Consider the following 20,632-nt stretch of genomic DNA (forward strand, 5'->3'; position numbering starts at 1 on the left):
TGGAACCCCCGGGGCTACCGGCCGCCGTCACGCCGGGTCAGCGCGGCGACGCAGCTCGCGCGGTCGATCGTGCTGCCATCGGGCTCGCGGGCGTCGACATAAGTGACCCGGGGGGCGTCCGATCCCTTGGGATAGAGATAGGCGTCGAGCACGCAGATGCCGCTCTCGAACTGGAGTTTCCGCGCGCTGCCTTCGCGGATGTCGGCGTCGGGCTGGCCGAACAGGCGGACCAGCCCGGCGGCGTCCTGGCCCAGCACGCGCTCGAGCCCGACGCTGGTGAAGGGGATCACCGCGGTGCCGACCGAGGGCCGTGCCGCCGGTACCGCGCAACCGGCGAGCCCGCCCGCGAGCACCAGCGCTGTCACAAACCGCTTCATACACTGTTCCTGTGGAAGAAATGCGTCGCCATCGCCGCGCCCAGGACGGGGGCGGCGATGTTGAGTACCGGAACCACGAACAGCCCGGTGTTCGCAAGGCCCAGCAGGAAGCGCGGCGCCTTGGTCGTCGCACGCCAGCCCCGCATCGCCGCTGCGTCCATGTGCCGGGCCGCGACCATGTCGCCGAGATCGCGCCCGAGCAGCCAGCCGTTGACGAGGAAGAAGGCGGCGGCGGTGCCGATCCCGGTGACCAGCAGCGCGATATAGACGGGCAGCATCAGCAGGTTGACGCCGACCACCCGCGCGGCGGAGGCCAGCCCCATCGTCAGCCCGCGGTGGAACGGGACGGGACGCGCGCTGGCGCGTGCAGCAGGGTAATGCCGGGCCTCGACCGCGGCGACGACGTCGTCGGCGAAGATGCTGATCACCGCGATCGCGACCGCGCGGAACAGCAGCCACAGCGCGAGCGCCGAGGCGAGGATCGCCACCGCCGCCGCGATCCCGTCGGCGCCGAGCGCGGTGCGCGTCGTCCACCACACCCCGACGCCGAGGCCTGCGAAGACGAGCAGGGTCACCGCCATCGACTTGACGAAGACGCGCAGGACCGGCGGGTCGCCGAGCTGGCCGAGCGATAGGAAGAAGGCGCGGAACATGACACCAGGGATGGCGCCGGGGCCTGCGGGCGTCAACGACCCTGCGCACAGTTGCGCGGTCGCCCGCGCCCAATTACGGCGGAGCTTTCCCGATCCACCGGAGCACGCCCCCTTGAGCACCCCCACATACGACGTCGTCGCGATCGGCAACGCCATCGTTGACATCCTGAGCACCTGCGACGATGCGTTCATCGACGAGATCGGCGTGACCAAGGGCTCGATGCAGCTGATGTTCTCGCCCGAGGAAGCCGACGCGCTCTATGCCAAGATGGGCCCGGGCCGCGAAGTATCGGGCGGGTCCGCCGCCAACACCGTCGCGGGCATCGCCGCGCTGGGCGGCAAGTGCGGCTTCATCGGCCAGGTCGCCGACGACCAGCTCGGTCAGGTGTTCGCGCACGACGTGCGCAGCGTCGGCATCCGCTTCGACACCGCGGTCCGCGCGGGCGATCCGACCACCGCGCGCTGCCTGATCTTCGTCACGCCCGACGGCCAGCGGACGATGAACACCTTCCTCGGCGCGTCGCAGTTCCTGCCCGCGGCGGCCCTCGACGCCGATCTGATCGCCGACGCCGCGATTTTGTATCTCGAAGGCTATCTCTGGGATCCCGAGGAGCCGCGCGCGGCGATGCGCGCCGGGATCGACATCGCCCGCAAGGCCGGCCGCAAGGTCGCGTTCACGCTGAGCGACACCTTTTGCATCGGCCGCCACGGCGGCGACTTCCGCGCGCTGATCGCCGACGGCCTGATCGACATCATGTTCGCCAACGAAGCCGAACTGACCGCGCTCGCCGAGACTGACGACTATGAAGCGGCGCTCGCCAAGATCGCGGCGCAGGTCCCGACGCTGGTCGCCACGCGCGGCGCGCACGGCGCCTGCGCGGTGCAGGGCGGCAATCGCGTCTCGGTCAAGGCGCAGCCGATCGACAAGGTCGTCGACACCACCGGCGCGGGCGACCTGTTCGCGGCAGGCTTCCTGCACGGGCAGGCGCAGGGCAAGACGCTCGAGGAGTCGCTGACGCTCGGGTCGATCTGCGCTGCCGAGATCATCTCGCATTACGGTGCGCGGCCGAACGTCGACCTGAAGGCGCTGGCCGCCGAGAAGCTCGGCTGATCACCCCGTCACCACCCCGGCCTGGTCCGGGGTAACAATAAAAAAGGGCCGCGGGAGTTTCCTCCCGCGGCCCTCGTATCCGGAGCGGCGTGCCGGTCAGTGGCTGACCGGCCCGACATATTCGCCCATATCGGGACCCTCTTCCTCGTCGAGCCCGTGATAGAGCCGCGAGTTGCGCATGCCGTAGACGAAGTAGAGCACGATCGCGCCCAGCGTGTACCAGCCGAAGAACACCAGCACGCGCGACTCGACCGTGAAGATCAGCGCGATGCAGGCGAGGATGCCGAGCGCCGGCAGGACCGGGAACAGCGGCACGGTGAACCCGCGCGGGATCTCCGGGTGCGTCTTGCGCAGCCAGATCACCGACAGGCAGACGATCGCGAACGCCGCCAGCGTGCCGACCGAGGTCATGTCGCCGAGCGTGTTGATGTCGAAGAACGCCGCCGCGACCGCGGTGATCAGCCCGACCAGGATCGTGTTGACCCAAGGCGTCTTGAACTTGGCGTGCACCGTCGCGAACACGCGGGGCAGCAGGCCGTCGCGCGCCATGGTGTAGAAGATGCGCGTCTGGCCGTACATCAGCACCAGCACCACCGACGTCAGGCCGACGATCGCACCGGCCTTCACCAGCTTGGCGAACCAGGCCCATTGCGGGCCGAGTGCATCGACCGCGACCGCGACAGGATCGGGCACGTTCAGCGTCTTGTAGTTGACGATCAGCGTCATCACGATCGAGACCAGGATGTAGATGATCGTGCACGCGGCAAGGCTGCCGAGCAGGCCGATCGGCATGTCCTTCTTGGGGTTCTTCGCTTCCTGGCCCGCGGTCGAGACCGCCTCGAACCCGATATAGGCAAAGAACACGATCGACGCGGCGCGCAGGATGCCGCCCCAGCCGAACTCGCCCTCGCCACCGGTCGCCGGCGGGATGAACGGAGTCCAGTTCGACTTCAGCGTGTCGAAATGCGCGATGACGAAACCGCCGCAGATCAGGATGAACGCGATGATCACGGTCAGCTTGATCGCCACGATGATGTTGTTGACCTTGGCGCTCTCCGACACGCCGACGACCAGCAGCGCGGTCATCGCCATGCAGATCAGGAAGGCGGGCAGGTTGAAGAGGTAGGTGATCGGCGCGCCGTTGACGAGCATCGGGACCAGGTCGTTGCCGTTGCTCATCATCACCGTATGCCCGGTCGGGCCGGTCAGCTCGACCGGGATGACGAGCCCGAAGTCGCGCAGCAGGCTGACGACATAGCCGGCCCAGCCGACCGCGACGACCGAGGCCGCCAGGCCGTATTCGAGCAGCAGCAGCGCGCCCATGATCCACGCGGCGAACTCGCCGATCGTGGTGTAGGAATAGGTATAGGCCGATCCCGAGACCGGCAGCGTCGACGACAGCTCGGCGTAGCACAGGCCTGCGAGGCCGCAGACGATGCCGGCGATGACGAACGAGATCAGGACGGCCGGGCCGGCGTGGAGCGAGGCCGCGCTGCCGGTCCGGACGAAGATGCCGGCGCCGATGATGCAGCCGATGCCGAGGAACACCAGGTTCCAGGCACCGAGCGTGCGCTTGAGTTCGCTGTTCTGCGTCTCACGCTGTACCTGCTCCACCGTCTTGCGGAGCGCCATGCGCGATAGCAGGCCCATTGCGGGTCGTGTTGCCATCAAATCTCCCTCGGCCGCCCCCCGGGGCTGCCCGTCCTTGCGTGAACGGTCGAGACTAGAGGCAATTTTATTACGTGCAACGCTTTAGTGCCCTGAAGCTGGCCTATCGTGCCAGCATCGGTCCCAGCGGCGCGCCGCCGAAGATGTGGACGTGCAGGTGCGGCACTTCCTGATGGCCGTGCTGCCCGACATTGGCGAGCAGCCGGTAGCCGGGTTCGACGAGCCCTGCCGCGCGCGCAACGGTGCCGACCGCGCGGACGAACCCCGCAATCTCGGCGTCCGACCCGCGCGCGGCGAAATCGTCCCACGAGACATAGGCGCCCTTGGGGATCACGAGCAGGTGCGTCGGCGCCTGCGGAGCGATGTCGTGGAAGGCGATCGCGAACTCGTCGTCATAGACGCGCTGCGACGGAATCTCGCCGCGCAGGATCTTGGCGAAGATGTTCTGGTCGTCATAGGGTTGGGTGGCGTCGATCGGCATGTCGGGCCCTTTCGTCACACGCTCCGTCACCCCGGACTCGTTCCGGGGTCCATCGCGCCGCGTACTCGATAGTCCGAGATGTGCGGCACCATGGATGCCGGAACAAGTCCGGCATGACGTATTATGCGGTCCGGCTCGCCTTTTCGTCATGGCCCGAGACACCCTCGCGGCGTTCCAGTTCGGCGCGCACGTCGTCCAGGCTCAGCCCGGCATCGGCGAGCAGCACCGCGAGGTGGAACAGCAGGTCCGCCGCCTCGGGCACGATGCTCGCCGCATCGCCGGAACACGCCGCGATGACCGTCTCGACCGCTTCCTCACCGACCTTCTGCGCGATCTTGGCGCGACCCCTGGCGAACAGGCTGGCGGTGTAGGAGGCGTCGGCGGGGGCGTCGCGGCGCGCGCGGATCGTCGCCTCGAGGCGGTCTAGGATGGGATCGGCCATGCCCGTCTGCTGGCGCAGCGCCGGGGGCGGGTCAATCCTTCTTGGGGTGCTCGCGCGCGACCCGGGCTTTCGCGAACCGCCGCCGCAGTGCCCGGCGGACGACCACCACCGCACCGATCGCGACGACGAACAGCGTGATGTCGGACAGTTCGGGGGCGGTGCGCGGATGGACCGTGCCGCTATGCCCGGACGCGGCGGCGAGAAGGGGGAGGGATGTCACGCCGCGACCCTAGCGCGCCGGCGTCGCGGACGGAAGCACGGGCCGTTCCTGGACGCCCGGTCGGAACGGACCGCGACGTTCCGCAGTTGCGTTCACTATGCTGCACCTGCGAAGGCCCGTTGATGACGTCTGATCTAACCCGCTCCATCAATCCCAAGCTCGCGCTGCTGGCCCTCGCGGTCGGCGGCTTCGCGATCGGGACGACCGAATTCGCCGCGATGAGCCTGTTGCCGCAATTCTCCGCAGGGCTCGGCATCGACGAGCCCACCGCCGGCCACGTCATCAGCGCCTATGCGCTGGGCGTGGTGGTCGGCGCGCCGACGATCGCGGTGCTGGCGGCGCGGATCGAGCGGCGGACGCTGCTGGTCGCGCTGATGGCGGTGTTCGGGATCGCCAACGGGCTGTCGGCGATGGCGCCGACCTATCACTGGATGCTCGCCTTCCGCTTTCTCAGCGGACTGCCGCACGGCGCGTTCTTCGGCGTCGGCGCGCTGGTCGCGGCGTCGATGGTGCCACACGCGGAGCGGTCGCGCGCGGTGTCGCGGATGATGCTCGGTCTGACCACCGCGACGATCCTCGGCGTGCCGCTCGCCAACGGGATCGGCCAGTGGATCGGCTGGCGCTGGGGGTTCGGGCTGGTCGCGATCCTCGCGGTGGCGACGATCGGCATGCTGCTGCGGTTCGCACCGATCCTGCGGCCGGCCGACGGTGCGACCCCGCTCGGCGAGCTCGCGGCGCTGCGCAAGGGACAGGTCTGGCTGACGCTGCTGGTCGGCGCGATCGGCTTTGGCGGGATCTTCTGCGTCTACACCTATCTCGCCTCGACGCTGACCGAGGTGACGGGCGTGTCGCCCGCGTTCACGCCGGTGGCGTTCGCGCTGTTCGGCGTGGGCATGACGATCGGCACGCTGGTCTGCGCGAAGGCCGCGGACGTCGCGCTGATGCCGGCGGCGGGCGCGACCTTGCTGTTCGGGGCTGCAGCACTCGCGCTCTATTCGGTAGCTGCACCGCAGCTCTGGACGATGTTGCCGGTGATCGTGCTGATCGGTTGCGGCGGCGGGCTGGGGACGATCCTGCAGACGCGGCTGATGGACGTGGCGGGCGAGGCGCAGACGCTGGCCGCGGCGCTCAACCATTCGGCGTTCAATACCGCCAATGCGCTCGGGCCTTGGCTCGGCGGGCTGGCGATCGCGGCGGGGTATGGCTGGACCTCGACCGGATGGGTCGGGATGGCGCTGGCGCTGGGTGGCCTGGCGGTCTGGGCGGTGTCGTGGGGGCTCGAGCGGCGGGGGGCGGTTAAAGCGCCCGCTCGTCCTGTCATGGAGCGGGTGTAACCTCGCTCAATCGTCACCCCAGCGAAGGCTGGGGTCTCCCGCGGAGGCTGTACCGCGCCTGCCTCGGGAGATCCCAGCCTTCGCTGGGATGACGATGTCTTACCGAGCGGTCAGCGCTCGATGTTGCGCTTTGCCAGTTCCTTGTTGAGCCCCAGCGCGATCAGCGTGAACACGGCGCCCGAGAACAGGTAGGCGCCGCTCGCCGCGAGCCCGAACCGTGCCGACAGCAGCAGCGCGGCCAGCGGCGCGAACCCGGCGCCGAACAGCCAGGCGAGATCGGTCGTCAGCGCCGACCCGGTGTAGCGATGCCGCGGCGCGAGGCTGGAGGCGACCGCGCCCGAGGACTGGCCGAACGACAGGCCGAACAGCACGAAGCCGATCCCCATGAACAGCCGCTCGCCCATGTCGCCGCCCGACAGCAGCATCGGCGCCGCGATCGCGAACACCGCGATCAGCACCGCGATCGTGCCGAGCAGCGTGCGACGGCCGAAGCGGTCGGCGAGCAGGCCCGACACCAGCGTCGCGCCGAGACCGATGACCGCGCCGATCATCTCGATCACCAGGAAGCGCCCGGGTGCCTCGCGCGTGAACAGCAGGATCCACGACAGCGGGAACACCGTGACCATGTGGAACAGCGCGAAGCTGGCGAGCGGCGCGAACGAGCCGAGCCAGATCGTACGCCATTCGGCGCGCACGGTCTCGATCACCGCCTCGGGCTGCAGTTCCTGCTTCTCGTACATGCTCTCGAATTCGGGCGTGACGACCAGGCGCAGGCGGGCGAAGAGCGCGACGACGTTGATCGCGAACGCGACGAAGAACGGATAGCGCCAGCCCCAGGCGAAGAAGTCGACGGTCGGCAGCGACACGACGAAGAAGGCGAACAGCCCGCTCGCCACCAGCAGGCCGAACGGCGCGCCGAGCTGCGGCAGCATCGCGTACCAGCCGCGATATTTCTCGGGCGCGTTGAGCGACAGCAGCGAGGCGAGGCCATCCCAGGCCCCGCCGAGCGCGATGCCCTGGCCGATGCGCAGCAGCGCGAGCAGCGCGATCGCCCAATAGCCGACCGACTCGTAGCTCGGCAGGAAGCCCATCGCCACGGTCGAGGTGCCGAGCAGGAACAGCGCGATCGTCAGCTTGACGCTGCGGCCATAGGTGCGGTCGACGCCGATGAAGATCAGCGAGCCGATCGGCCGCGCGATGAACGCCAGCGCGAATACCGCGAACGAATAGATCGTTCCCTGCAGCCGGTCGACGAACGGGAAGATCAGCGTCGGGAACACCAGCACCGAGGCGATTGCATAGACGAAGAAGTCGAAGAACTCCGACGTCCGGCCGATGACGACACCGATCGCGATCTCGCCGGGCGAGATCGCCTTGCCGTGATCGTGGATATCGCGGGCGTCGTCCTCGAACGACTGGGTAACCGTGCTTGCGCTCATGCTTCAACTCACTGCCAGGGTGGCGAACCCGCTGATACGCCTTTCCGGTGGATCGTGGCAGACCCATTCGCACGGGTCCGACGTTATAGCCTCCATGCCCATGTTGCAGTGCAGCGCCCATTGGACAAATTGTCCACTATGGCTGCGCGTTCGACAGGCGTAGGGGACGCGCATGATCGCTGATGCACCGACTCCGGCAACGACCGGGGCCAAGACGAAAACCGGCGCCAGGACCTGGCTGATGCGGCTTGCCGCGCTTCCGATCGCGCTCGCGGTCAGCGGATGCAACTGGGTGGTGATGTCGCCGTCCGGTGACATCGCGACCCAGCAGCGCGACCTGGTGCTGGTCGCGACCGGGCTGATGCTGCTGATCGTGCTGCCGGTGATCGCGCTGACGCTCCTGTTCGCGTTCCGCTACCGCGCGAGCAACAAGGCGGCGACCTATTCGCCCGACTGGGATCACTCGGTCGGCCTCGAGCTGATGATCTGGGGCGCGCCGCTGCTGATCATCATCGCGCTGGGCGCGATCACCTGGACCAGCACGCATCTGCTCGACCCGTATCGCCCGCTCGCGCGGATCAAGCCCGAGGCGCAGACGACGGGCACCAACGTGCCGCTCGGCACGCTCGGCGGCACGCCGCAGCAGATCAAGGGCGGGGCGAACAACCCGCTCGAGGTCGACGTCGTCGCGCTCGACTGGAAGTGGCTGTTCATCTACCCCGAATACGGCATCGCCACCGTCAACGAACTGGCGGCGCCGGTCGACCGGCCGATCAAGTTCAAGCTGACCTCGTCGTCGGTGATGAACGCCTTCTACATCCCCGCGCTCGCCGGCATGATCTACACGATGCCGGGCATGGAGACGACGCTGCACGCGGTCATCAACAAGCCGGGCGATTACGAGGGCTTCTCGTCCAACTACAGCGGTGCCGGCTTCTCGGGCATGCGCTTCCGCTTCTACGGTACGTCGGACGCGGACTTCGATGCCTGGGTCGGCCGGATCAAGAGCGGCGGCGGCGGGCTCGACCGCGCGAACTATCTGCGGCTCGTCAAGCCGACCGAGAAGGTCCCGGTGATGCGCTTCGGCACGGTCGATGCCGGGCTGTTCAAGGCGATCGTCGAGCAGTGCGTCGCACCCGGCAAGCCGTGCATGTCCACGCTGATGGCGCATGACGAGAAGGACGGGATGACGATGCCCGGCGTCAATGGCGGCCACGGTCCCCAGGAAGCCGAGTCGCGTCCCGAAGGCGCACTGATGAAGGACGGCGACGAGAAGGGGAGCGGCAAGCACTGGACCGCCCCCGCCGATCTCAAACGCGACGGCGGCACCAGAACGCCGGGTCATTCCGACAATCGCGACCACACCATGCTGGTACCCCATACCCTGCCGGGCTCGCGCCCCGTAGCGGTCGGCTAGAGAACCAAAATGTCCGATACCTTGCTGAAGACCATCTTCGGCCGCCTCTCCCTGGAATCGCTGCCGCTGCACGAGCCGATCGTGATGGGCACGTTCGTCGTCGTCGCCATCGGCGGCGCGGGGCTGCTCGCGGCGCTGACCTATTTCAAGCTCTGGGGTCACCTGTGGAACCAGTGGTTCACCAGCGTCGATCACAAGAAGATCGGGATCATGTACATGATCCTCGCGATCGTCATGCTGCTGCGCGGGTTCTCCGACGCGATCATGATGCGCGCGCAACAGGCGATGGCGTTCAACGGGAACGAAGGGTTCCTGACCGCGCATCACTATGACCAGGTCTTCACCGCGCACGGCGTGATCATGATCTTCTTCGTCGCGATGCCGTTCGTGACGGGCCTCATGAACTACGTCGTCCCGTTGCAGATCGGCGCGCGCGACGTGTCGTTCCCGTTCCTCAACAATTTCAGCTTCTGGATGACGACGGCCGGCGCGGTCATCGTGATGATGTCGCTGTTCATCGGCGAGTTCGCGCGGACCGGCTGGCTGGCGATGCCGCCGCTGTCGGGGCTTGCCTATTCACCCGATGTCGGCGTCGACTATTACATCTGGGCTTTGCAGATCGCGGGCGTCGGGACCTTGCTGTCCGGCGTCAACCTGATCGCGACGATCGTCAAGATGCGCGCGCCGGGCATGGGCTTCATGAAGATGCCGATCTTCACCTGGACCGCGCTGTGCACCAACATCCTGATCGTCGCCGCCTTCCCGGTGCTGACCGCGGTGCTCGCGCTGCTCAGCCTCGATCGCTACGTCGGCACCGCGTTCTTCACGAACGATGCCGGCGGCAACCCGATGATGTACGTCAACCTGATCTGGATCTGGGGCCATCCGGAGGTCTACATCCTGATCCTGCCATGCTTCGGCGTGTTCTCGGAAGTCACCTCGACCTTCTCGGGCAAGCGCCTCTTCGGCTACAGCTCGATGGTCTATGCGACGCTCGTCATCACGATCCTCGCCTATCTGGTCTGGCTGCACCATTTCTTCACGATGGGGTCGGGCGCGAGCGTGAACTCGTTCTTCGGGATCACCACGATGATCATCTCGATCCCGACAGGGGCCAAGATCTTCAACTGGCTGTTCACGATGTACCGCGGCCGCATCCGCTTCGAGCTGCCGATGCTGTGGACGATCGCCTTCATGGTGACCTTCACGATCGGCGGGATGACCGGCGTGCTGCTCGCGGTGCCGCCTGCCGACTTCGTGCTGCACAACTCGCTGTTCCTCGTCGCGCACTTCCACAACGTCATCATCGGCGGCGTGATCTTCGGGGTGTTCGCCGGGATCAACTACTGGTTCCCCAAGGCGTTCGGCTTCAAGCTGAACCAGTTCTGGGGCAAGGTCAGCTTCTGGTCGTGGGTGGTCGGCTTCTATCTCGCCTTCATGCCGCTCTACATACTGGGGCTGATGGGCGTGACGCGCCGGATGCGCTATTTCGACGACCCGAACCTGCAGGTCTGGTTCGTGATCGCCGCGATCGGCGCAGCGTTGATCGCGGTCGGCATCGGTGCCTTCCTGCTCCAGATCTTCGTCAGCATCCGCAACCGCGAGGCGCTCGCCGATCACACCGGCGATCCCTGGGGTGGCCGGACGCTCGAATGGTCGACCTCGTCGCCGCCGCCCGAGTACAACTTCGCGTTCACGCCGATCATCCACGACCTGGATGCCTGGTACGACATGAAGGACCGCAAGTACGCACGGCCAACGACCGGCTTCAAGCCGATCCACATGCCCAGCGGCACCGGCGCCGGCGTCGTCCTGGCCGGGCTGAGCGTGGCGTTCGGCTTCGCGATGATCTGGTACATGTGGTGGCTGGCGGGGCTCTCGCTGCTCGGTATCTTCGCTGCTGCGATCCTGCACACGTTCAACTACAAGCGCGACTACCACATCCCCGTGGAAGAGGTGATCGCGACCGAAGCCGCCCGTACCCGTCAACTCGCTGCACAGGGAGTCTGAGCCGATGTCCGCACAGACCATCAAGCAGGATGACGGCACGCCCGTGAGCTTCTACGTCGAGGACGAGCACGACCATCCCGAAGGCGGCAGCACGATGCTGGGCTTCTGGATGTACCTGATGAGCGATTGCCTCATCTTCGCGGTGCTGTTCGCGACCTATGGTGTGCTCGGCAACAGCTATGCGGGCGGCCCCGGCCCCCGCGAGCTGTTCGAGCTGCCGCTGGTCGCGGTGAACACCGCGATGCTGCTGTTCTCGTCGATCACCTACGGCTTCGCGATGCTCGCGATGGACGAGGGCAAGGTCCGCACGATGCAGGCCTGGCTGGTGATGACCGGGCTGTTCGGCCTGGCGTTCCTGTCGATCGAACTCTACGAGTTCTCCACCCTGATCCACGAGGGCGCAGGCCCGACGCGCAGCGCGTTCCTGTCGTCCTTCTTCGTGCTGGTCGGCACCCACGGCCTCCACGTCACGATGGGCCTGGTCTGGCTGGTCACGCTGATGGTCCAGGTCGGCCGCCACGGGCTGATCGCCGCGAACAAGCGCCGGCTGCTGTGCCTCAGCATGTTCTGGCATTTCCTCGACGTCATCTGGATCGGCGTCTTCACCTTCGTCTACCTGATGGGCATGCTGCGATGAGCGACAATACCAACCCGCATACGTCGTCGGTCGCGCACGGTGACGGCAGCGCGCACGGCGAGGATCACGCGCATGGCGACACCGCGTCGCACGGCACGCGCGGCAGCTATCTGAAGGGGTTCTTCCTCTCGGCCTTCCTGACGGCGGTGCCGTTCTGGGCGGTGATGACGGGCGCGTTCAAGGACCCCTCGACCGCGGTGCTGGTCGTGATGCTGTTCGCGGTGATCCAGATCGTCGTGCACATGATCTATTTCCTGCACATGACGACCAAGTCGGAGGGCGGCTGGACGATGATGGCGCTGATCTTCACGATCATCCTCGTCGTGATCACGCTGGCCGGCTCGATCTGGGTGATGTTCCATCTCAACAGCAACATGATGCCGATGGCGAACATGGCGGACATGGGGTGAGGACCAAGCCGGCGACGGTCGCGGTCGGCTTTGCCGCGCTGCTGATCTTCGCCGGCTTCGTCGCGCTCGGCGTGTGGCAGGTCCACCGCCGGACGTGGAAGCTCGCGCTGATCGAACAGGTCGACGCGCGCGCCCATGCGTTGCCGGTCGCGCCACCGCGGCCGGGCGCTCAGGTGACCGCCGAGCGCGATGCCTATCGCCGCGTGATCGTCCGCGGCGTCTTCCTCAACGATTCCGAGACCCTGGTCCGTGCGGCGACCGTGCTCGGCAGCGGCTATTGGGTGATGACCCCGCTGCGCACGTCGGGCGGCGTCGTGCTGGTCAACCGCGGCTATGTCAGCCCCGAACAGCGCACCGCGCACGCCAGGCCGCAGGGCGAGCAGACCGTCACCGGCTACCTGCGCATCACCGAACCCGGCGGCGGCTTCCTGCGCAAGAACGACCCCGCGCACGGCGCCTGGTATTCGCGCGACGTCGCGGCGATCGCCCGCGCGCGCGGCGTTTCCGCGGCGCCCTATTTCATCGATGCGGACCGCGTCGGCGAAGGAGCCCCGGTCGGGGGGCTGACGGTGATCGCCTTCCCGAACAACCACCTCGTCTACATGCTGACCTGGTTCGCGCTGGCGGGCCTGACGCTCGTCGGATTCGGCGTGTTCGTGCGCCAGGACCGGCGCAAGGTGGCGGCATGAGCCCGCCCTCCATACCACCCCGGCGGAGGCCGGGGCCCAATAGGGGGACGATGGTAACGAGGATTGGTCCGCTATCACGCCGACCTTCCCGATTGGGCCCCGGCCTCCGCCGGGGTGGTGTCAGCCCAATGCCCGACCGCACCAACCCTGATCCTGCCCGTTCCCCCGCGAAGGCGGGGGCCCAGAAGCCGCAGGCGGCAGCGCCCGCAACCCTGGACTCCCGCCTTCGCGGGAGAGCGGTTCGATCGAGCGGGATCAAATGACCACATCTCGCCAGGGCTGGCAGGGCTGGCTCACCCGCGCCGCCAAGCTCACCGACGCGACCGGCAGCGCCAACATGCGCCAGCTCGTCACGCTGCGCTGGATCGCGGTCGCGGGGCAGCTGCTGACCATCCTGTTCGTGCGGTTCGTGCTGCACTTCGACCTGCCGCTCGTGCCGATGGGGCTGGCGATGGCCGCGGCGGTGGTGCTCAACCTCGCCAGCATGCCGCTCTACGGGTGGCAGCGCGGGCCCAATGCGCAGCTGTTCTGCGCGATGCTGTTCGACGTCGGGCTGCTGACCGTGCAGCTCTATCTCAGCGGCGGCGCGACCAACCCGTTCATCGAGCTGTACCTGCTCCAGGTCGTGCTCGGTGCGGTGCTGCTCGATCGCTGGTCGAGCTGGACGATCGTCGGTGTCACCGCCTGCTGCTTCGCCGCGCTGACGGTGCGCTATCGCCCGCTGGTGCTGCCGCCCGGCTATGGCGGCAGCTTCTTCGAGCTCTACACGATCGGGTCGCTGCTCTGCTTCGCGCTGATCGCGACGCTGCTGGTGCTGTTCATGACCCGCATCACCACCAACCTGCGCGGCCGCGACACGCATCTCGCCGACCTGCGCCAGCAGGCCGCGGAGGAGGACCATATCGTCCGCATGGGGCTGCTCGCATCAGGCGCGGCGCACGAGCTCGGCACGCCGCTCGCCTCGATCGCGGTGATCCTGGCGGACTGGCGGCGGATGCCCGTGCTCGCGCGCGCCCCCGGGCTGCTCGCCGAGATCGGCGAGATGCAGGCCGAGGTCCAGCGCTGCAAGACGATCGTCACCGGCATCCTGCTCGCCGCGGGCGAGGCACGCGGCGAGGCGCCCGAGATCGTCTCGCTCCACCAGTTCCTCGACGGCATCGTCGACGATTGGCGCGCGCTGCATGCCGGCGTCGAGGTCGACTATGTCGCGCGCGTCGGCGACAACCCGCAGATCGTCTCCGATCCCGCGCTCAAACAGGTCATCGCCAACATCCTCGACAACGCCGCCGAAGCCTCGCCCGACTGGATCGGCTTTCGCGGCGAACGCAGCGGCGACCATCTGGTGCTGGCGGTACGCGACCGCGGCCCGGGCTTCTCGGCCGAGCGGATCGCCGGGTTCGGCAAACCCTATCAGTCGACCAAGGCCGAACCCGGGCACGGGCTGGGGCTGTTCCTCGCGGTCAACGTCGTGCGCAAGCTCGGCGGCACCGCGTCGGTCGCCAATCGTGACCATGGCGGCGCGGAGGTCACGCTGACGCTGCCGCTCGCGGCGATCGCGATGGAGGAGGGGGCATGAGCAAACCCGGCCTGCTGTACATCGTCGAGGATGACGAGGTCTTTGCGCGCACGCTGCGCCGCTCGTTCGAACGCCGCGGCTACACCGTGATGCAGGCGGCGAGCCACGAGGACCTGCTGGTGCTGCTCGCCGACGCCACCCCGCGCTATGCGGTCGTCGACCTCAAGCTCGGCGGCGCGTCGGGGCTGGTCTGCGTGCAGACATTGCACGCGCGCGATCCGGGAATTGTCGTCGTGGTGCTGACCGGCTTCGCCAGCATCGCGACCGCGGTCGAGGCGATCAAGCTGGGCGCGGCGCATTATCTGGTCAAGCCGTCGAACACCGACGACATCGAAGCCGCATTTGATCGCACCGAGGGCAGCGTCGACGCGCAGGTCTCCGAACGGCCGACCTCGATCAAGACGCTTGAATGGGAGCGGATCCACACGACGCTCGCCGAAACCGGGTTCAACATCTCGGAAACCGCGCGGCGGCTCGGCATGCACCGCCGCACGCTGGCGCGGAAGCTCGAGAAGCGCCCGGTCAAATAGCAACGCAGCGTTGCCGAACGCGCTATTTCGGGTCGGCCGGCGCGTGCATATCTTCAGGAGATGACGACACTCCCCGATCAGCCGATCCGCCAGCCCAGCCTGTTCATCCCCCATGGCGGCGGCCCCTGTTTCTTCATGCCCGATCCCGCCGGCACCTGGACGGGGATGGCAGCGTATCTGCGCGGCATCGCCGCCACCCTTCCCGGGCGGCCGACCGCGATCCTCGTCGTCTCGGGGCATTGGGAAACGCGCGGGTTCGCGTTCACCGGCGCGGCGCGACCACCGCTGATCTACGATTATGGCGGCTTCCCCGCGCATACCTACGAGCTGCGCTACGACGCCCCCGGCGCGCCCGACCTCGCCGCGCGCGCCGCCGCGCTGCTGCAGGATGCCGGCATGACCGCCACCATCGACCCGCAGCGCGGTCTCGACCACGGTGTCTTCGTGCCGCTGAAGGTCGCCTTCCCGGACGCCGACATTCCCGTCGTCGAGATGTCGGTCGATCGCGATCTCGACCCCGCGCTGCACCTCGCCGCCGGTCGCGCACTCGCCCCCTTGCGCGACGCGGGCGTGCTGATCGTCGCGTCGGGCATGAGCTTCCACAACATGCGCGGCTATGGCGATCCGCGCTTCACCGCGCCGTCGCAGCAGTTCGACGACTGGCTGAGCGAAGCGGTCGCGCTGCCCGGCGACGAGCGTGCAGCGGCGCTCACCGCCTGGGCCGACGCCCCCGCGGCGAGGCTCTCGCACCCGGCCGAGGAGCATCTGCTCCCGCTGATGGTCGCGGCCGGCGCGTCCGACGCACCCGGCGTCCACGATTATGCCGAGCTGGTGATGCACACCGCCATCTCCGGCTATCGCTTTGCCTGAGGATAGCGCCATGACCCGTTCCGTACCCCGCACCGTCCTGCGGCAATATCCCGCGCAGCGCGACGACATCGCCGATCTCGTCACGCGGCGGCCCGTGCCGGGGCCGGGCCTCGCGCAGGTCGATCCGTTCCTGTTCCTCAACCACCACGGCCCGCAGGTCTATGCGCCGGGCAATCGCGGCCTGCCGTTCGGCCCGCATCCGCATCGCGGGTTCGAGACCGTCAGCTTCATCCTGACCGGCGAGATGGCGCACCGCGACAGCGGCGGGCACGACAGCGTGATCCGCGCGGGCGGGATCCAGTGGATGACCGCCGGCTCGGGACTGATCCATGCCGAGATCTCACCCGACTCGTTCAAGCGCGCGGGCGGTCCGCTCGAGATCCTGCAGCTCTGGATCAACCTGCCCAGCCGCCTCAAGATGACCAAGCCCGCCTATACCGGGCTGCAGCGCGAGGACATTCCCGCGATCGCCGTGCCAGGCGGCGTGGTGAACCTGATCGCCGGGACGTTCGGCGATCGTTCGGGGCCGATCGACTCGCTGACCGGCGTGACGATGATGACCGTCACGCTCGATGCGGGCGCGCAGGTGACGCTGCCGGCGCCGCGGGGCAGGGCGGTGTTCTTCTACACCGTCGCCGGCAGCCCGAAGGTCGGCGAGACCCGAATCAAGCCGTTCCACCTGGCGACGTTCGACGACGCGGGCGACACGATCGACGTGACCGCAGAGGCGCCGGTGACCCTGCTCTACGGCCATGCCGATCCGATCGGCGAGCCGGTCGTCGCGCACGGCCCGTTCGTCATGACCACGCGCGAGGAGATCGGCGCGGCGATCCGCGACTATCAGGCCGGGCTGTTCGGCCCGGCTCCGGTGGTCTAGCGCGTAGCCTCAGGTCGTCAGGGCGTCCGGCGGACCGGCGGCATCGCGTTGCAGATGTCCGCGCCGCCCGCCGGCACCGTGAAGAACGGCGGCGCCCGGTTCTCGCGCGACGCGATCCACGCGGCGAAGCGCGGGTTGGTCGTCGCGCGATACTGGAAATGCGGGCGGGTGGCGGCGGGTAGATCGCTCGCCAGCCGCGCCGACACGATCGGGCTGTATTCCGCAGGCGTCTTGTAGAACCCCAGGTCCCCGGTCCCGCGCGGCAGCGACGACAGCCACTCGATCCCTTCCACCACGCGGCCGACCATCGCGATGTTGCGGTCGAGCGCGCGCGGGCCATGACCGATCACCGCATACAGCTCGGCGCCGCTGCCGGTGCTCGGCGCCATGTCGCGCCCGACGCCGACCATGCCGTAGCAATGCGGCAGCCACTGGCTCGCGCCGATCCCCGCCAGCGGCCACCCGTCGCGGCTGTACCCCGCCCATTCCGCATAGGGATCGCGGCGCGACAGCCGGGCGACTGCGGTCGGCCCGCGCTGCTCGTATTCGGGCACCGGGTTCGCGACGATCCCGCCCGGCAGCGCCTTCTTCTCGGTCGGATCGCCCCATTGCGCGACGTAATTGTCCTGAAGCCGGTACACGCTGGTCCCCGCATCCCACCAATGCGCAGCCGCCAGCTTGCGGATATTGGCGACGTGCACCGGCGCGGCCGCGGGCGCCAGCCGCACCGTCACGGTCTTGCCGTTCGCCAGCGTGAAGACGAGCAGCTCGTCGTCGGGGACCGCGACCCAGTCGGCGGGCAGGGGGTCGGACGGCAGCACGGGCGCAGGCGCCGCCTGTGCTGCCGTTGCGGCGAGAAGCAGGGCATGGATCATGTCGCGAGACTGCCCGAGCCCGGCGTCCGACGCAATCGCTTGCCACCCGCGCCGTCACGCACTAGGTCGCGGCTTCCAGAGCAATGCGGAGCGGTGGCCGAGTGGTCGAAGGCGCTCGCCTGGAAAGTGAGTATACGTCAAAAGCGTATCGAGGGTTCGAATCCCTCCCGCTCCGCCAATATCTTTCCATAAGGTATTGTTTTCGCTCGGTTTTATCGCTGGGATCAGTGTTTGGCCCCACACTTGGCCCCACACCCGTACTGCGGCGCCGTGTCGGCTGCTACCAGACGGACTGCCCTAGAAGGGTAACACCCTTTTTTCGCAGCGAACGCGAGCACTGATGCGATAGTAGGTGGCCCGGTCGCATATTATTTTTCCGGTTTTTCGGATTCTATATCTTCGCTTGCTACTTGACTGCACCCGAGCAGATATTCAGACGGCCGCCGTCGAGGGAGAGCCGATGGACGAAGGACAGGTCAAAGTTGCAACGTTGGCGCACGTGCGGGCGGCCACCGGTCGCCGCGCCAAGCCCATCGTCACGGCTGAGTTCACGCTCGGTAGCAGCGGAGTGCGGGCGGACCTTGCAGTGTTCGCGGAAACCACGATCGGCCTGGAAATTAAAACCGCCAAGGACACTCTGCGCCGTCTGGCGTCACAGATGGAGGCTTACTGCCAGCACTTTAACCACGCGGTTGCGATTGTCGCTCCCTGTCACGTCCCCAACGTGACGGCGGCGCATCTGCATGGGGCTGCGCTCTGGACGTACGACAGCAATGGTACACTGCGCATGGTCAAGCCCGGCGCGGTCAATGTCATCAAGGACGCGAGGCTAGCCGCGGTGATGACGCAAGCCGAGCGCCGCAAGGGCGATTTTCGCACCGCGATCATGGCGCGGTACGCTGGAACCAGTCAGCGATTTTGGTCCGCCGTAGCGGGGCGATCGATCCGGCCGGATGACTTGCCCCTTCTCAGTCGGTTTACTGATGGACGCGAACAGGCTCGCCGGCTTGCTGCTGAACGTGACGCTCGCTGGGCTCACTGGCTGGCAGCGCAGGACGGCCCGGTGTTCGCCTCAGCCTGACCAATCCTCGTCGGTGTCCTCGGCGGCGTCAGGTGCGTTGTAGAATGTCTGCAATTGCAGGTGCAAATTGATCCGGGCGGCGGTGGCTTTCTGAGGATTGCTGATCGCTGAGGAGTCGCCAGCAGCCGTGCGTTCAATCATCTGCGTTCCCCAAACGCGCAAAGCGGCATTCCAGTTGGTGGAAGCCATAACGGCCGCCGCTTGGCTTTGGTATTCCTCCAACCGCACTTCGGGTTCTAAAGCCCCAGACAAATCAGATCGATAAAAATCCCATAAGTCGAAGAGCGGGTAATCAACGCGAGGCGCCGGCGCGCCGCCTCCGCCGGTCTGCCGTTCCACCCGCGCGCTTCCTCTATCACTGTAGATCAGTTGCTCGCGGCTTGGCATGGTATCGAACAGGCGTCGCTCATAGATTGGCTGCTCGCTTATACCAACGAAGCTATCGGGAAATGACGATGCAGAAAGCGCGACGTGAGAGTACGGCGCGTGTTCGCGTATGGTGTTAACGTAGCCCGTAGCGATCGCTGCTACCTGTAAGTGATCACGGCTCGCGACGCCGAAGTCGATCACGAAGCATACGCCTTGGCCGCCGCCTGATCGTTCGCCGACCCGTCGGGCGATCAAGGCTATCGCTCCAAACGCAGGTCGCTCTATGATCACGACTAACCCCCGATCCATGCCGTACAGTCGCGCTATCTGCGCTTCCTCCTGCGGCACGTCCGGTGAAAACTGGATGGCCGGGACGTAGTCTTGATTTGCGTCGAAGAATTGACACCATTCGCGAAAGCCGTGCGCCGGCTGACGCAACGTCTCTAGTTGGCTATGTACCGGCCGCTCATTCGCCTGCTCCCTTTCCCCCATTGCTATGACGACGCGGCGGTTCCCATAGGCCTGAGCAATCCGATCTGTTGCGCTTTCAAGCCGGTGAGCTCCCACCCAAGGGCGAAGATGGATGATAGGAAGAAGTCGGTCCTTCGTCAGGCCCGGCAGCTCTTCTAACGCCCTCATCTCAGCTGGACGTATCGACAGCATTGGTAGGTAGGGAATATCGCTCCAGTCAACGGCCACCAAATTCTCTCCCCGCTATTGCCCGATCTTGATCCGCATTGCAGCTTCGGACACGGCGAAGAGATCGGCGAGATATAGAACTACATCACCAACGCCCTTTTCCTCGGCCGCCTCTCGTGCCTCAGCAACCAAATCGCCCGGCATAAGTATATCTGCAGCTAACCGATTAGCTTGCTGCTCACGGCGATCAGACAGACTGGACCGGTATAACACGTCATCTTCGATACCATTGCCGATCTCATCGCTGTGCAGTAGGAAGTGCGCAAGCTCATGAGCCACAGTAAAGCGCTGACGCTTGGGCGGATCGTGCCGGTTGATACGAATGACAAAGCCACCGTCGTCGGCAGGCCGTATTTCGCCGGAGATACCCGGACCGAGCGTCGAAGCCTTTACCGACACTCCGAGCGCCCGGGCCAGTTCAGGTAATCTAACCGGCGGAGCGTCTTGAAACGCTTCGATCTGGACGCGAACGGCAGGGGTCAACCTGTTCCATTCCGGACTCATTCTTCATCCTCCAACAGTCGATCATCATCGGGGCGGCCGAATGTCACAGCGTCCACGCGCCGCTTAATCCGCTGATCCATCCGCTCGGAATTTACTTCCTCAACGGTCAGCCGTTCGATTTCACCCTTTATATACTCCCTAATCGCCCCGTTCTCAATCTGTTCCCGAACCTCGCTCGATCCTGCTGTCTCGGCGGCGGTAATGGCGTCTCGTTTTAGCTGATTGAACCCCCACAAGGCTGCGATGGCGAGAATACCACCAAAGATGGCCACAATGACGCCGACGGCCGAAAGGAGTGTGGCGGCAAGGTCAGCGTACGACATGTCCACGGGGCGTAGATGAAAGGTGCCGGCTTGGCCGATC

Annotated in this window: 23 protein-coding genes and 1 tRNA gene; 13 read left to right on the forward strand and 11 right to left on the reverse strand. The window is 66.7% G+C overall.

Annotated elements, in window-relative coordinates:
• Positions 1-14 precede the first annotated feature (14 nt).
• Together FSB78_RS00355 and FSB78_RS00360 are read right to left on the reverse strand one after the other, a co-directional pair.
• Positions 15-377: a hypothetical protein gene (locus FSB78_RS00355; RefSeq protein ID WP_147078971.1), complete on the reverse strand. Its 363-nt coding sequence runs from the start codon at positions 375-377 to the stop codon at positions 15-17.
• Positions 374-1,030 carry an EI24 domain-containing protein gene (locus FSB78_RS00360; protein ID WP_147078973.1) on the reverse strand — a complete coding sequence of 219 codons (657 nt, stop codon included), beginning with the start codon at positions 1,028-1,030 and terminating at the stop codon, positions 374-376. Before FSB78_RS00360 ends, FSB78_RS00355 begins: the two co-directional genes overlap by 4 nt.
• A gap of 112 nt (positions 1,031-1,142) precedes the next feature.
• Here FSB78_RS00360 and FSB78_RS00365 point away from each other — a divergent pair, with 112 nt between their 5' ends.
• Positions 1,143-2,141 carry an adenosine kinase gene (locus FSB78_RS00365; RefSeq protein ID WP_147078976.1) on the forward strand — a complete coding sequence of 333 codons (999 nt, stop codon included), beginning with the start codon at positions 1,143-1,145 and terminating at the stop codon, positions 2,139-2,141.
• A gap of 96 nt (positions 2,142-2,237) precedes the next feature.
• On the opposite strand, the gene FSB78_RS00370 is transcribed toward FSB78_RS00365, so the two are convergent.
• The 4 genes from FSB78_RS00370 to FSB78_RS00385 form a co-directional block, all read right to left on the reverse strand.
• Positions 2,238-3,809 carry an amino acid permease gene (locus FSB78_RS00370; protein WP_242007890.1) on the reverse strand — a complete coding sequence of 524 codons (1,572 nt, stop codon included), beginning with the start codon at positions 3,807-3,809 and terminating at the stop codon, positions 2,238-2,240.
• Between the two features lie 103 nt (positions 3,810-3,912).
• The gene (locus tag FSB78_RS00375) at positions 3,913-4,290 is read right to left on the reverse strand and encodes a histidine triad nucleotide-binding protein (protein WP_147078978.1); all 378 of its coding nucleotides are present in this window, start codon (positions 4,288-4,290) and stop codon (positions 3,913-3,915) included.
• Between the two features lie 121 nt (positions 4,291-4,411).
• Positions 4,412-4,732 carry a phosphoribosyl-ATP diphosphatase gene (locus tag FSB78_RS00380; RefSeq protein ID WP_147078979.1) on the reverse strand — a complete coding sequence of 107 codons (321 nt, stop codon included), beginning with the start codon at positions 4,730-4,732 and terminating at the stop codon, positions 4,412-4,414.
• Between the two features lie 31 nt (positions 4,733-4,763).
• The gene (locus tag FSB78_RS00385; RefSeq protein WP_147078981.1) at positions 4,764-4,952 is read right to left on the reverse strand and encodes a hypothetical protein; all 189 of its coding nucleotides are present in this window, start codon (positions 4,950-4,952) and stop codon (positions 4,764-4,766) included.
• A gap of 122 nt (positions 4,953-5,074) precedes the next feature.
• Between FSB78_RS00385 and FSB78_RS00390 the strand changes: the two genes are divergently transcribed.
• Positions 5,075-6,286, forward strand: a complete 1,212-nt coding sequence (locus tag FSB78_RS00390; RefSeq protein WP_147078983.1) for an MFS transporter — start codon at positions 5,075-5,077, stop codon at positions 6,284-6,286.
• 110 nt (positions 6,287-6,396) lie between these two features.
• Here the strand turns inward: FSB78_RS00390 and FSB78_RS00395 are convergent, their stop codons facing one another.
• Positions 6,397-7,725, reverse strand: a complete 1,329-nt coding sequence (locus FSB78_RS00395) for an MFS transporter (RefSeq protein ID WP_147078985.1) — start codon at positions 7,723-7,725, stop codon at positions 6,397-6,399.
• Between the two features lie 241 nt (positions 7,726-7,966).
• Between FSB78_RS00395 and FSB78_RS00400 the strand changes: the two genes are divergently transcribed.
• From FSB78_RS00400 to FSB78_RS00440, 9 genes are all read left to right on the forward strand, one after another.
• Complete coding sequence (locus FSB78_RS00400; RefSeq protein ID WP_147083928.1) at positions 7,967-9,142, forward strand: ubiquinol oxidase subunit II; 1,176 nt, start codon at positions 7,967-7,969, stop codon at positions 9,140-9,142.
• Between the two features lie 9 nt (positions 9,143-9,151).
• The gene (gene cyoB, locus FSB78_RS00405; RefSeq protein ID WP_147078987.1) at positions 9,152-11,152 is read left to right on the forward strand and encodes a cytochrome o ubiquinol oxidase subunit I; all 2,001 of its coding nucleotides are present in this window, start codon (positions 9,152-9,154) and stop codon (positions 11,150-11,152) included.
• Positions 11,153-11,156: 4 nt separating this feature from the next.
• Positions 11,157-11,789 (forward strand): cytochrome o ubiquinol oxidase subunit III, encoded by a 633-nt coding sequence (gene cyoC, locus FSB78_RS00410; RefSeq protein WP_147078989.1) that lies wholly within the window; start codon positions 11,157-11,159, stop codon positions 11,787-11,789.
• Positions 11,786-12,199 carry a cytochrome o ubiquinol oxidase subunit IV gene (gene cyoD, locus FSB78_RS00415; protein WP_147078991.1) on the forward strand — a complete coding sequence of 138 codons (414 nt, stop codon included), beginning with the start codon at positions 11,786-11,788 and terminating at the stop codon, positions 12,197-12,199. Before cyoC ends, cyoD begins: the two co-directional genes overlap by 4 nt.
• Positions 12,196-12,888, forward strand: coding sequence for an SURF1 family protein (locus tag FSB78_RS00420; protein WP_199743089.1), 693 nt, complete (start codon positions 12,196-12,198; stop codon positions 12,886-12,888). Before cyoD ends, FSB78_RS00420 begins: the two co-directional genes overlap by 4 nt.
• 259 nt (positions 12,889-13,147) lie before the next feature.
• Positions 13,148-14,464, forward strand: a complete 1,317-nt coding sequence (locus FSB78_RS00425) for an ATP-binding protein (RefSeq protein WP_147078993.1) — start codon at positions 13,148-13,150, stop codon at positions 14,462-14,464.
• On the forward strand, positions 14,461-14,994 hold the full coding sequence (locus tag FSB78_RS00430) for a response regulator transcription factor (RefSeq protein ID WP_147078995.1): 534 nt from the start codon (positions 14,461-14,463) through the stop codon (positions 14,992-14,994). Before FSB78_RS00425 ends, FSB78_RS00430 begins: the two co-directional genes overlap by 4 nt.
• A gap of 60 nt (positions 14,995-15,054) precedes the next feature.
• Positions 15,055-15,864, forward strand: a complete 810-nt coding sequence (locus tag FSB78_RS00435) for a DODA-type extradiol aromatic ring-opening family dioxygenase (protein ID WP_147078997.1) — start codon at positions 15,055-15,057, stop codon at positions 15,862-15,864.
• 10 nt (positions 15,865-15,874) lie between these two features.
• On the forward strand, positions 15,875-16,741 hold the full coding sequence (locus tag FSB78_RS00440; protein ID WP_147078999.1) for a pirin family protein: 867 nt from the start codon (positions 15,875-15,877) through the stop codon (positions 16,739-16,741).
• A gap of 17 nt (positions 16,742-16,758) precedes the next feature.
• Here FSB78_RS00440 and FSB78_RS00445 read toward each other — a convergent pair whose 3' ends face one another.
• Positions 16,759-17,616 (reverse strand): peptidylprolyl isomerase, encoded by an 858-nt coding sequence (locus tag FSB78_RS00445; protein WP_147079001.1) that lies wholly within the window; start codon positions 17,614-17,616, stop codon positions 16,759-16,761.
• An 87-nt stretch (positions 17,617-17,703) separates the two neighbouring features.
• Here FSB78_RS00445 and FSB78_RS00450 point away from each other — a divergent pair.
• Positions 17,704-17,794 (forward strand) — tRNA-Ser (locus FSB78_RS00450).
• Between the two features lie 282 nt (positions 17,795-18,076).
• Complete coding sequence (locus tag FSB78_RS00455; protein ID WP_147079003.1) at positions 18,077-18,697, forward strand: hypothetical protein; 621 nt, start codon at positions 18,077-18,079, stop codon at positions 18,695-18,697.
• Here the strand turns inward: FSB78_RS00455 and FSB78_RS00460 are convergent.
• From FSB78_RS00460 to FSB78_RS00470, 3 genes are read right to left on the reverse strand one after another with little or no spacing between them, the layout of a single operon-like run.
• Positions 18,689-19,765 carry a beta family protein gene (locus tag FSB78_RS00460; RefSeq protein ID WP_147079005.1) on the reverse strand — a complete coding sequence of 359 codons (1,077 nt, stop codon included), beginning with the start codon at positions 19,763-19,765 and terminating at the stop codon, positions 18,689-18,691. The genes FSB78_RS00455 and FSB78_RS00460 overlap by 9 nt on opposite strands.
• 15 nt (positions 19,766-19,780) lie before the next feature.
• Positions 19,781-20,269 (reverse strand): ImmA/IrrE family metallo-endopeptidase, encoded by a 489-nt coding sequence (locus FSB78_RS00465; RefSeq protein ID WP_147079007.1) that lies wholly within the window; start codon positions 20,267-20,269, stop codon positions 19,781-19,783.
• On the reverse strand, positions 20,266-20,598 hold the full coding sequence (locus tag FSB78_RS00470) for a hypothetical protein (protein WP_147079009.1): 333 nt from the start codon (positions 20,596-20,598) through the stop codon (positions 20,266-20,268). Before FSB78_RS00470 ends, FSB78_RS00465 begins: the two co-directional genes overlap by 4 nt.
• Between the last annotated feature and the right edge of the window lie 34 nt (positions 20,599-20,632).

Source organism: Sphingomonas ginsenosidivorax (genome assembly GCF_007995065.1).
GTDB lineage: Bacteria > Pseudomonadota > Alphaproteobacteria > Sphingomonadales > Sphingomonadaceae > Sphingomonas > Sphingomonas ginsenosidivorax.

Bases quoted from the DNA above. Each gene is read 5' to 3' on its own strand.
- FSB78_RS00355 (WP_147078971.1), bottom strand. From the start codon at position 377: ATGAAGCGGTTTGTGACAGCGCTGGTGCTCGCGGGCGGGCTCGCCGGT.
- FSB78_RS00360 (WP_147078973.1), bottom strand. From the start codon at position 1,030: ATGTTCCGCGCCTTCTTCCTATCGCTCGGCCAGCTCGGCGACCCGCCG.
- FSB78_RS00370 (WP_242007890.1), bottom strand. From the start codon at position 3,809: ATGGCAACACGACCCGCAATGGGCCTGCTATCGCGCATGGCGCTCCGC.
- FSB78_RS00375 (WP_147078978.1), bottom strand. From the start codon at position 4,290: ATGCCGATCGACGCCACCCAACCCTATGACGACCAGAACATCTTCGCC.
- FSB78_RS00380 (WP_147078979.1), bottom strand. From the start codon at position 4,732: ATGGCCGATCCCATCCTAGACCGCCTCGAGGCGACGATCCGCGCGCGC.
- FSB78_RS00390 (WP_147078983.1), top strand. From the start codon at position 5,075: ATGACGTCTGATCTAACCCGCTCCATCAATCCCAAGCTCGCGCTGCTG.
- FSB78_RS00395 (WP_147078985.1), bottom strand. From the start codon at position 7,725: ATGAGCGCAAGCACGGTTACCCAGTCGTTCGAGGACGACGCCCGCGAT.
- FSB78_RS00400 (WP_147083928.1), top strand. From the start codon at position 7,967: ATGCGGCTTGCCGCGCTTCCGATCGCGCTCGCGGTCAGCGGATGCAAC.
- cyoB (WP_147078987.1), top strand. From the start codon at position 9,152: ATGTCCGATACCTTGCTGAAGACCATCTTCGGCCGCCTCTCCCTGGAA.
- cyoC (WP_147078989.1), top strand. From the start codon at position 11,157: ATGTCCGCACAGACCATCAAGCAGGATGACGGCACGCCCGTGAGCTTC.
- cyoD (WP_147078991.1), top strand. From the start codon at position 11,786: ATGAGCGACAATACCAACCCGCATACGTCGTCGGTCGCGCACGGTGAC.
- FSB78_RS00425 (WP_147078993.1), top strand. From the start codon at position 13,148: ATGACCACATCTCGCCAGGGCTGGCAGGGCTGGCTCACCCGCGCCGCC.
- FSB78_RS00430 (WP_147078995.1), top strand. From the start codon at position 14,461: ATGAGCAAACCCGGCCTGCTGTACATCGTCGAGGATGACGAGGTCTTT.
- FSB78_RS00435 (WP_147078997.1), top strand. From the start codon at position 15,055: ATGACGACACTCCCCGATCAGCCGATCCGCCAGCCCAGCCTGTTCATC.
- FSB78_RS00440 (WP_147078999.1), top strand. From the start codon at position 15,875: ATGACCCGTTCCGTACCCCGCACCGTCCTGCGGCAATATCCCGCGCAG.
- FSB78_RS00445 (WP_147079001.1), bottom strand. From the start codon at position 17,616: ATGATCCATGCCCTGCTTCTCGCCGCAACGGCAGCACAGGCGGCGCCT.
- FSB78_RS00455 (WP_147079003.1), top strand. From the start codon at position 18,077: ATGGACGAAGGACAGGTCAAAGTTGCAACGTTGGCGCACGTGCGGGCG.
- FSB78_RS00465 (WP_147079007.1), bottom strand. From the start codon at position 20,269: ATGAGTCCGGAATGGAACAGGTTGACCCCTGCCGTTCGCGTCCAGATC.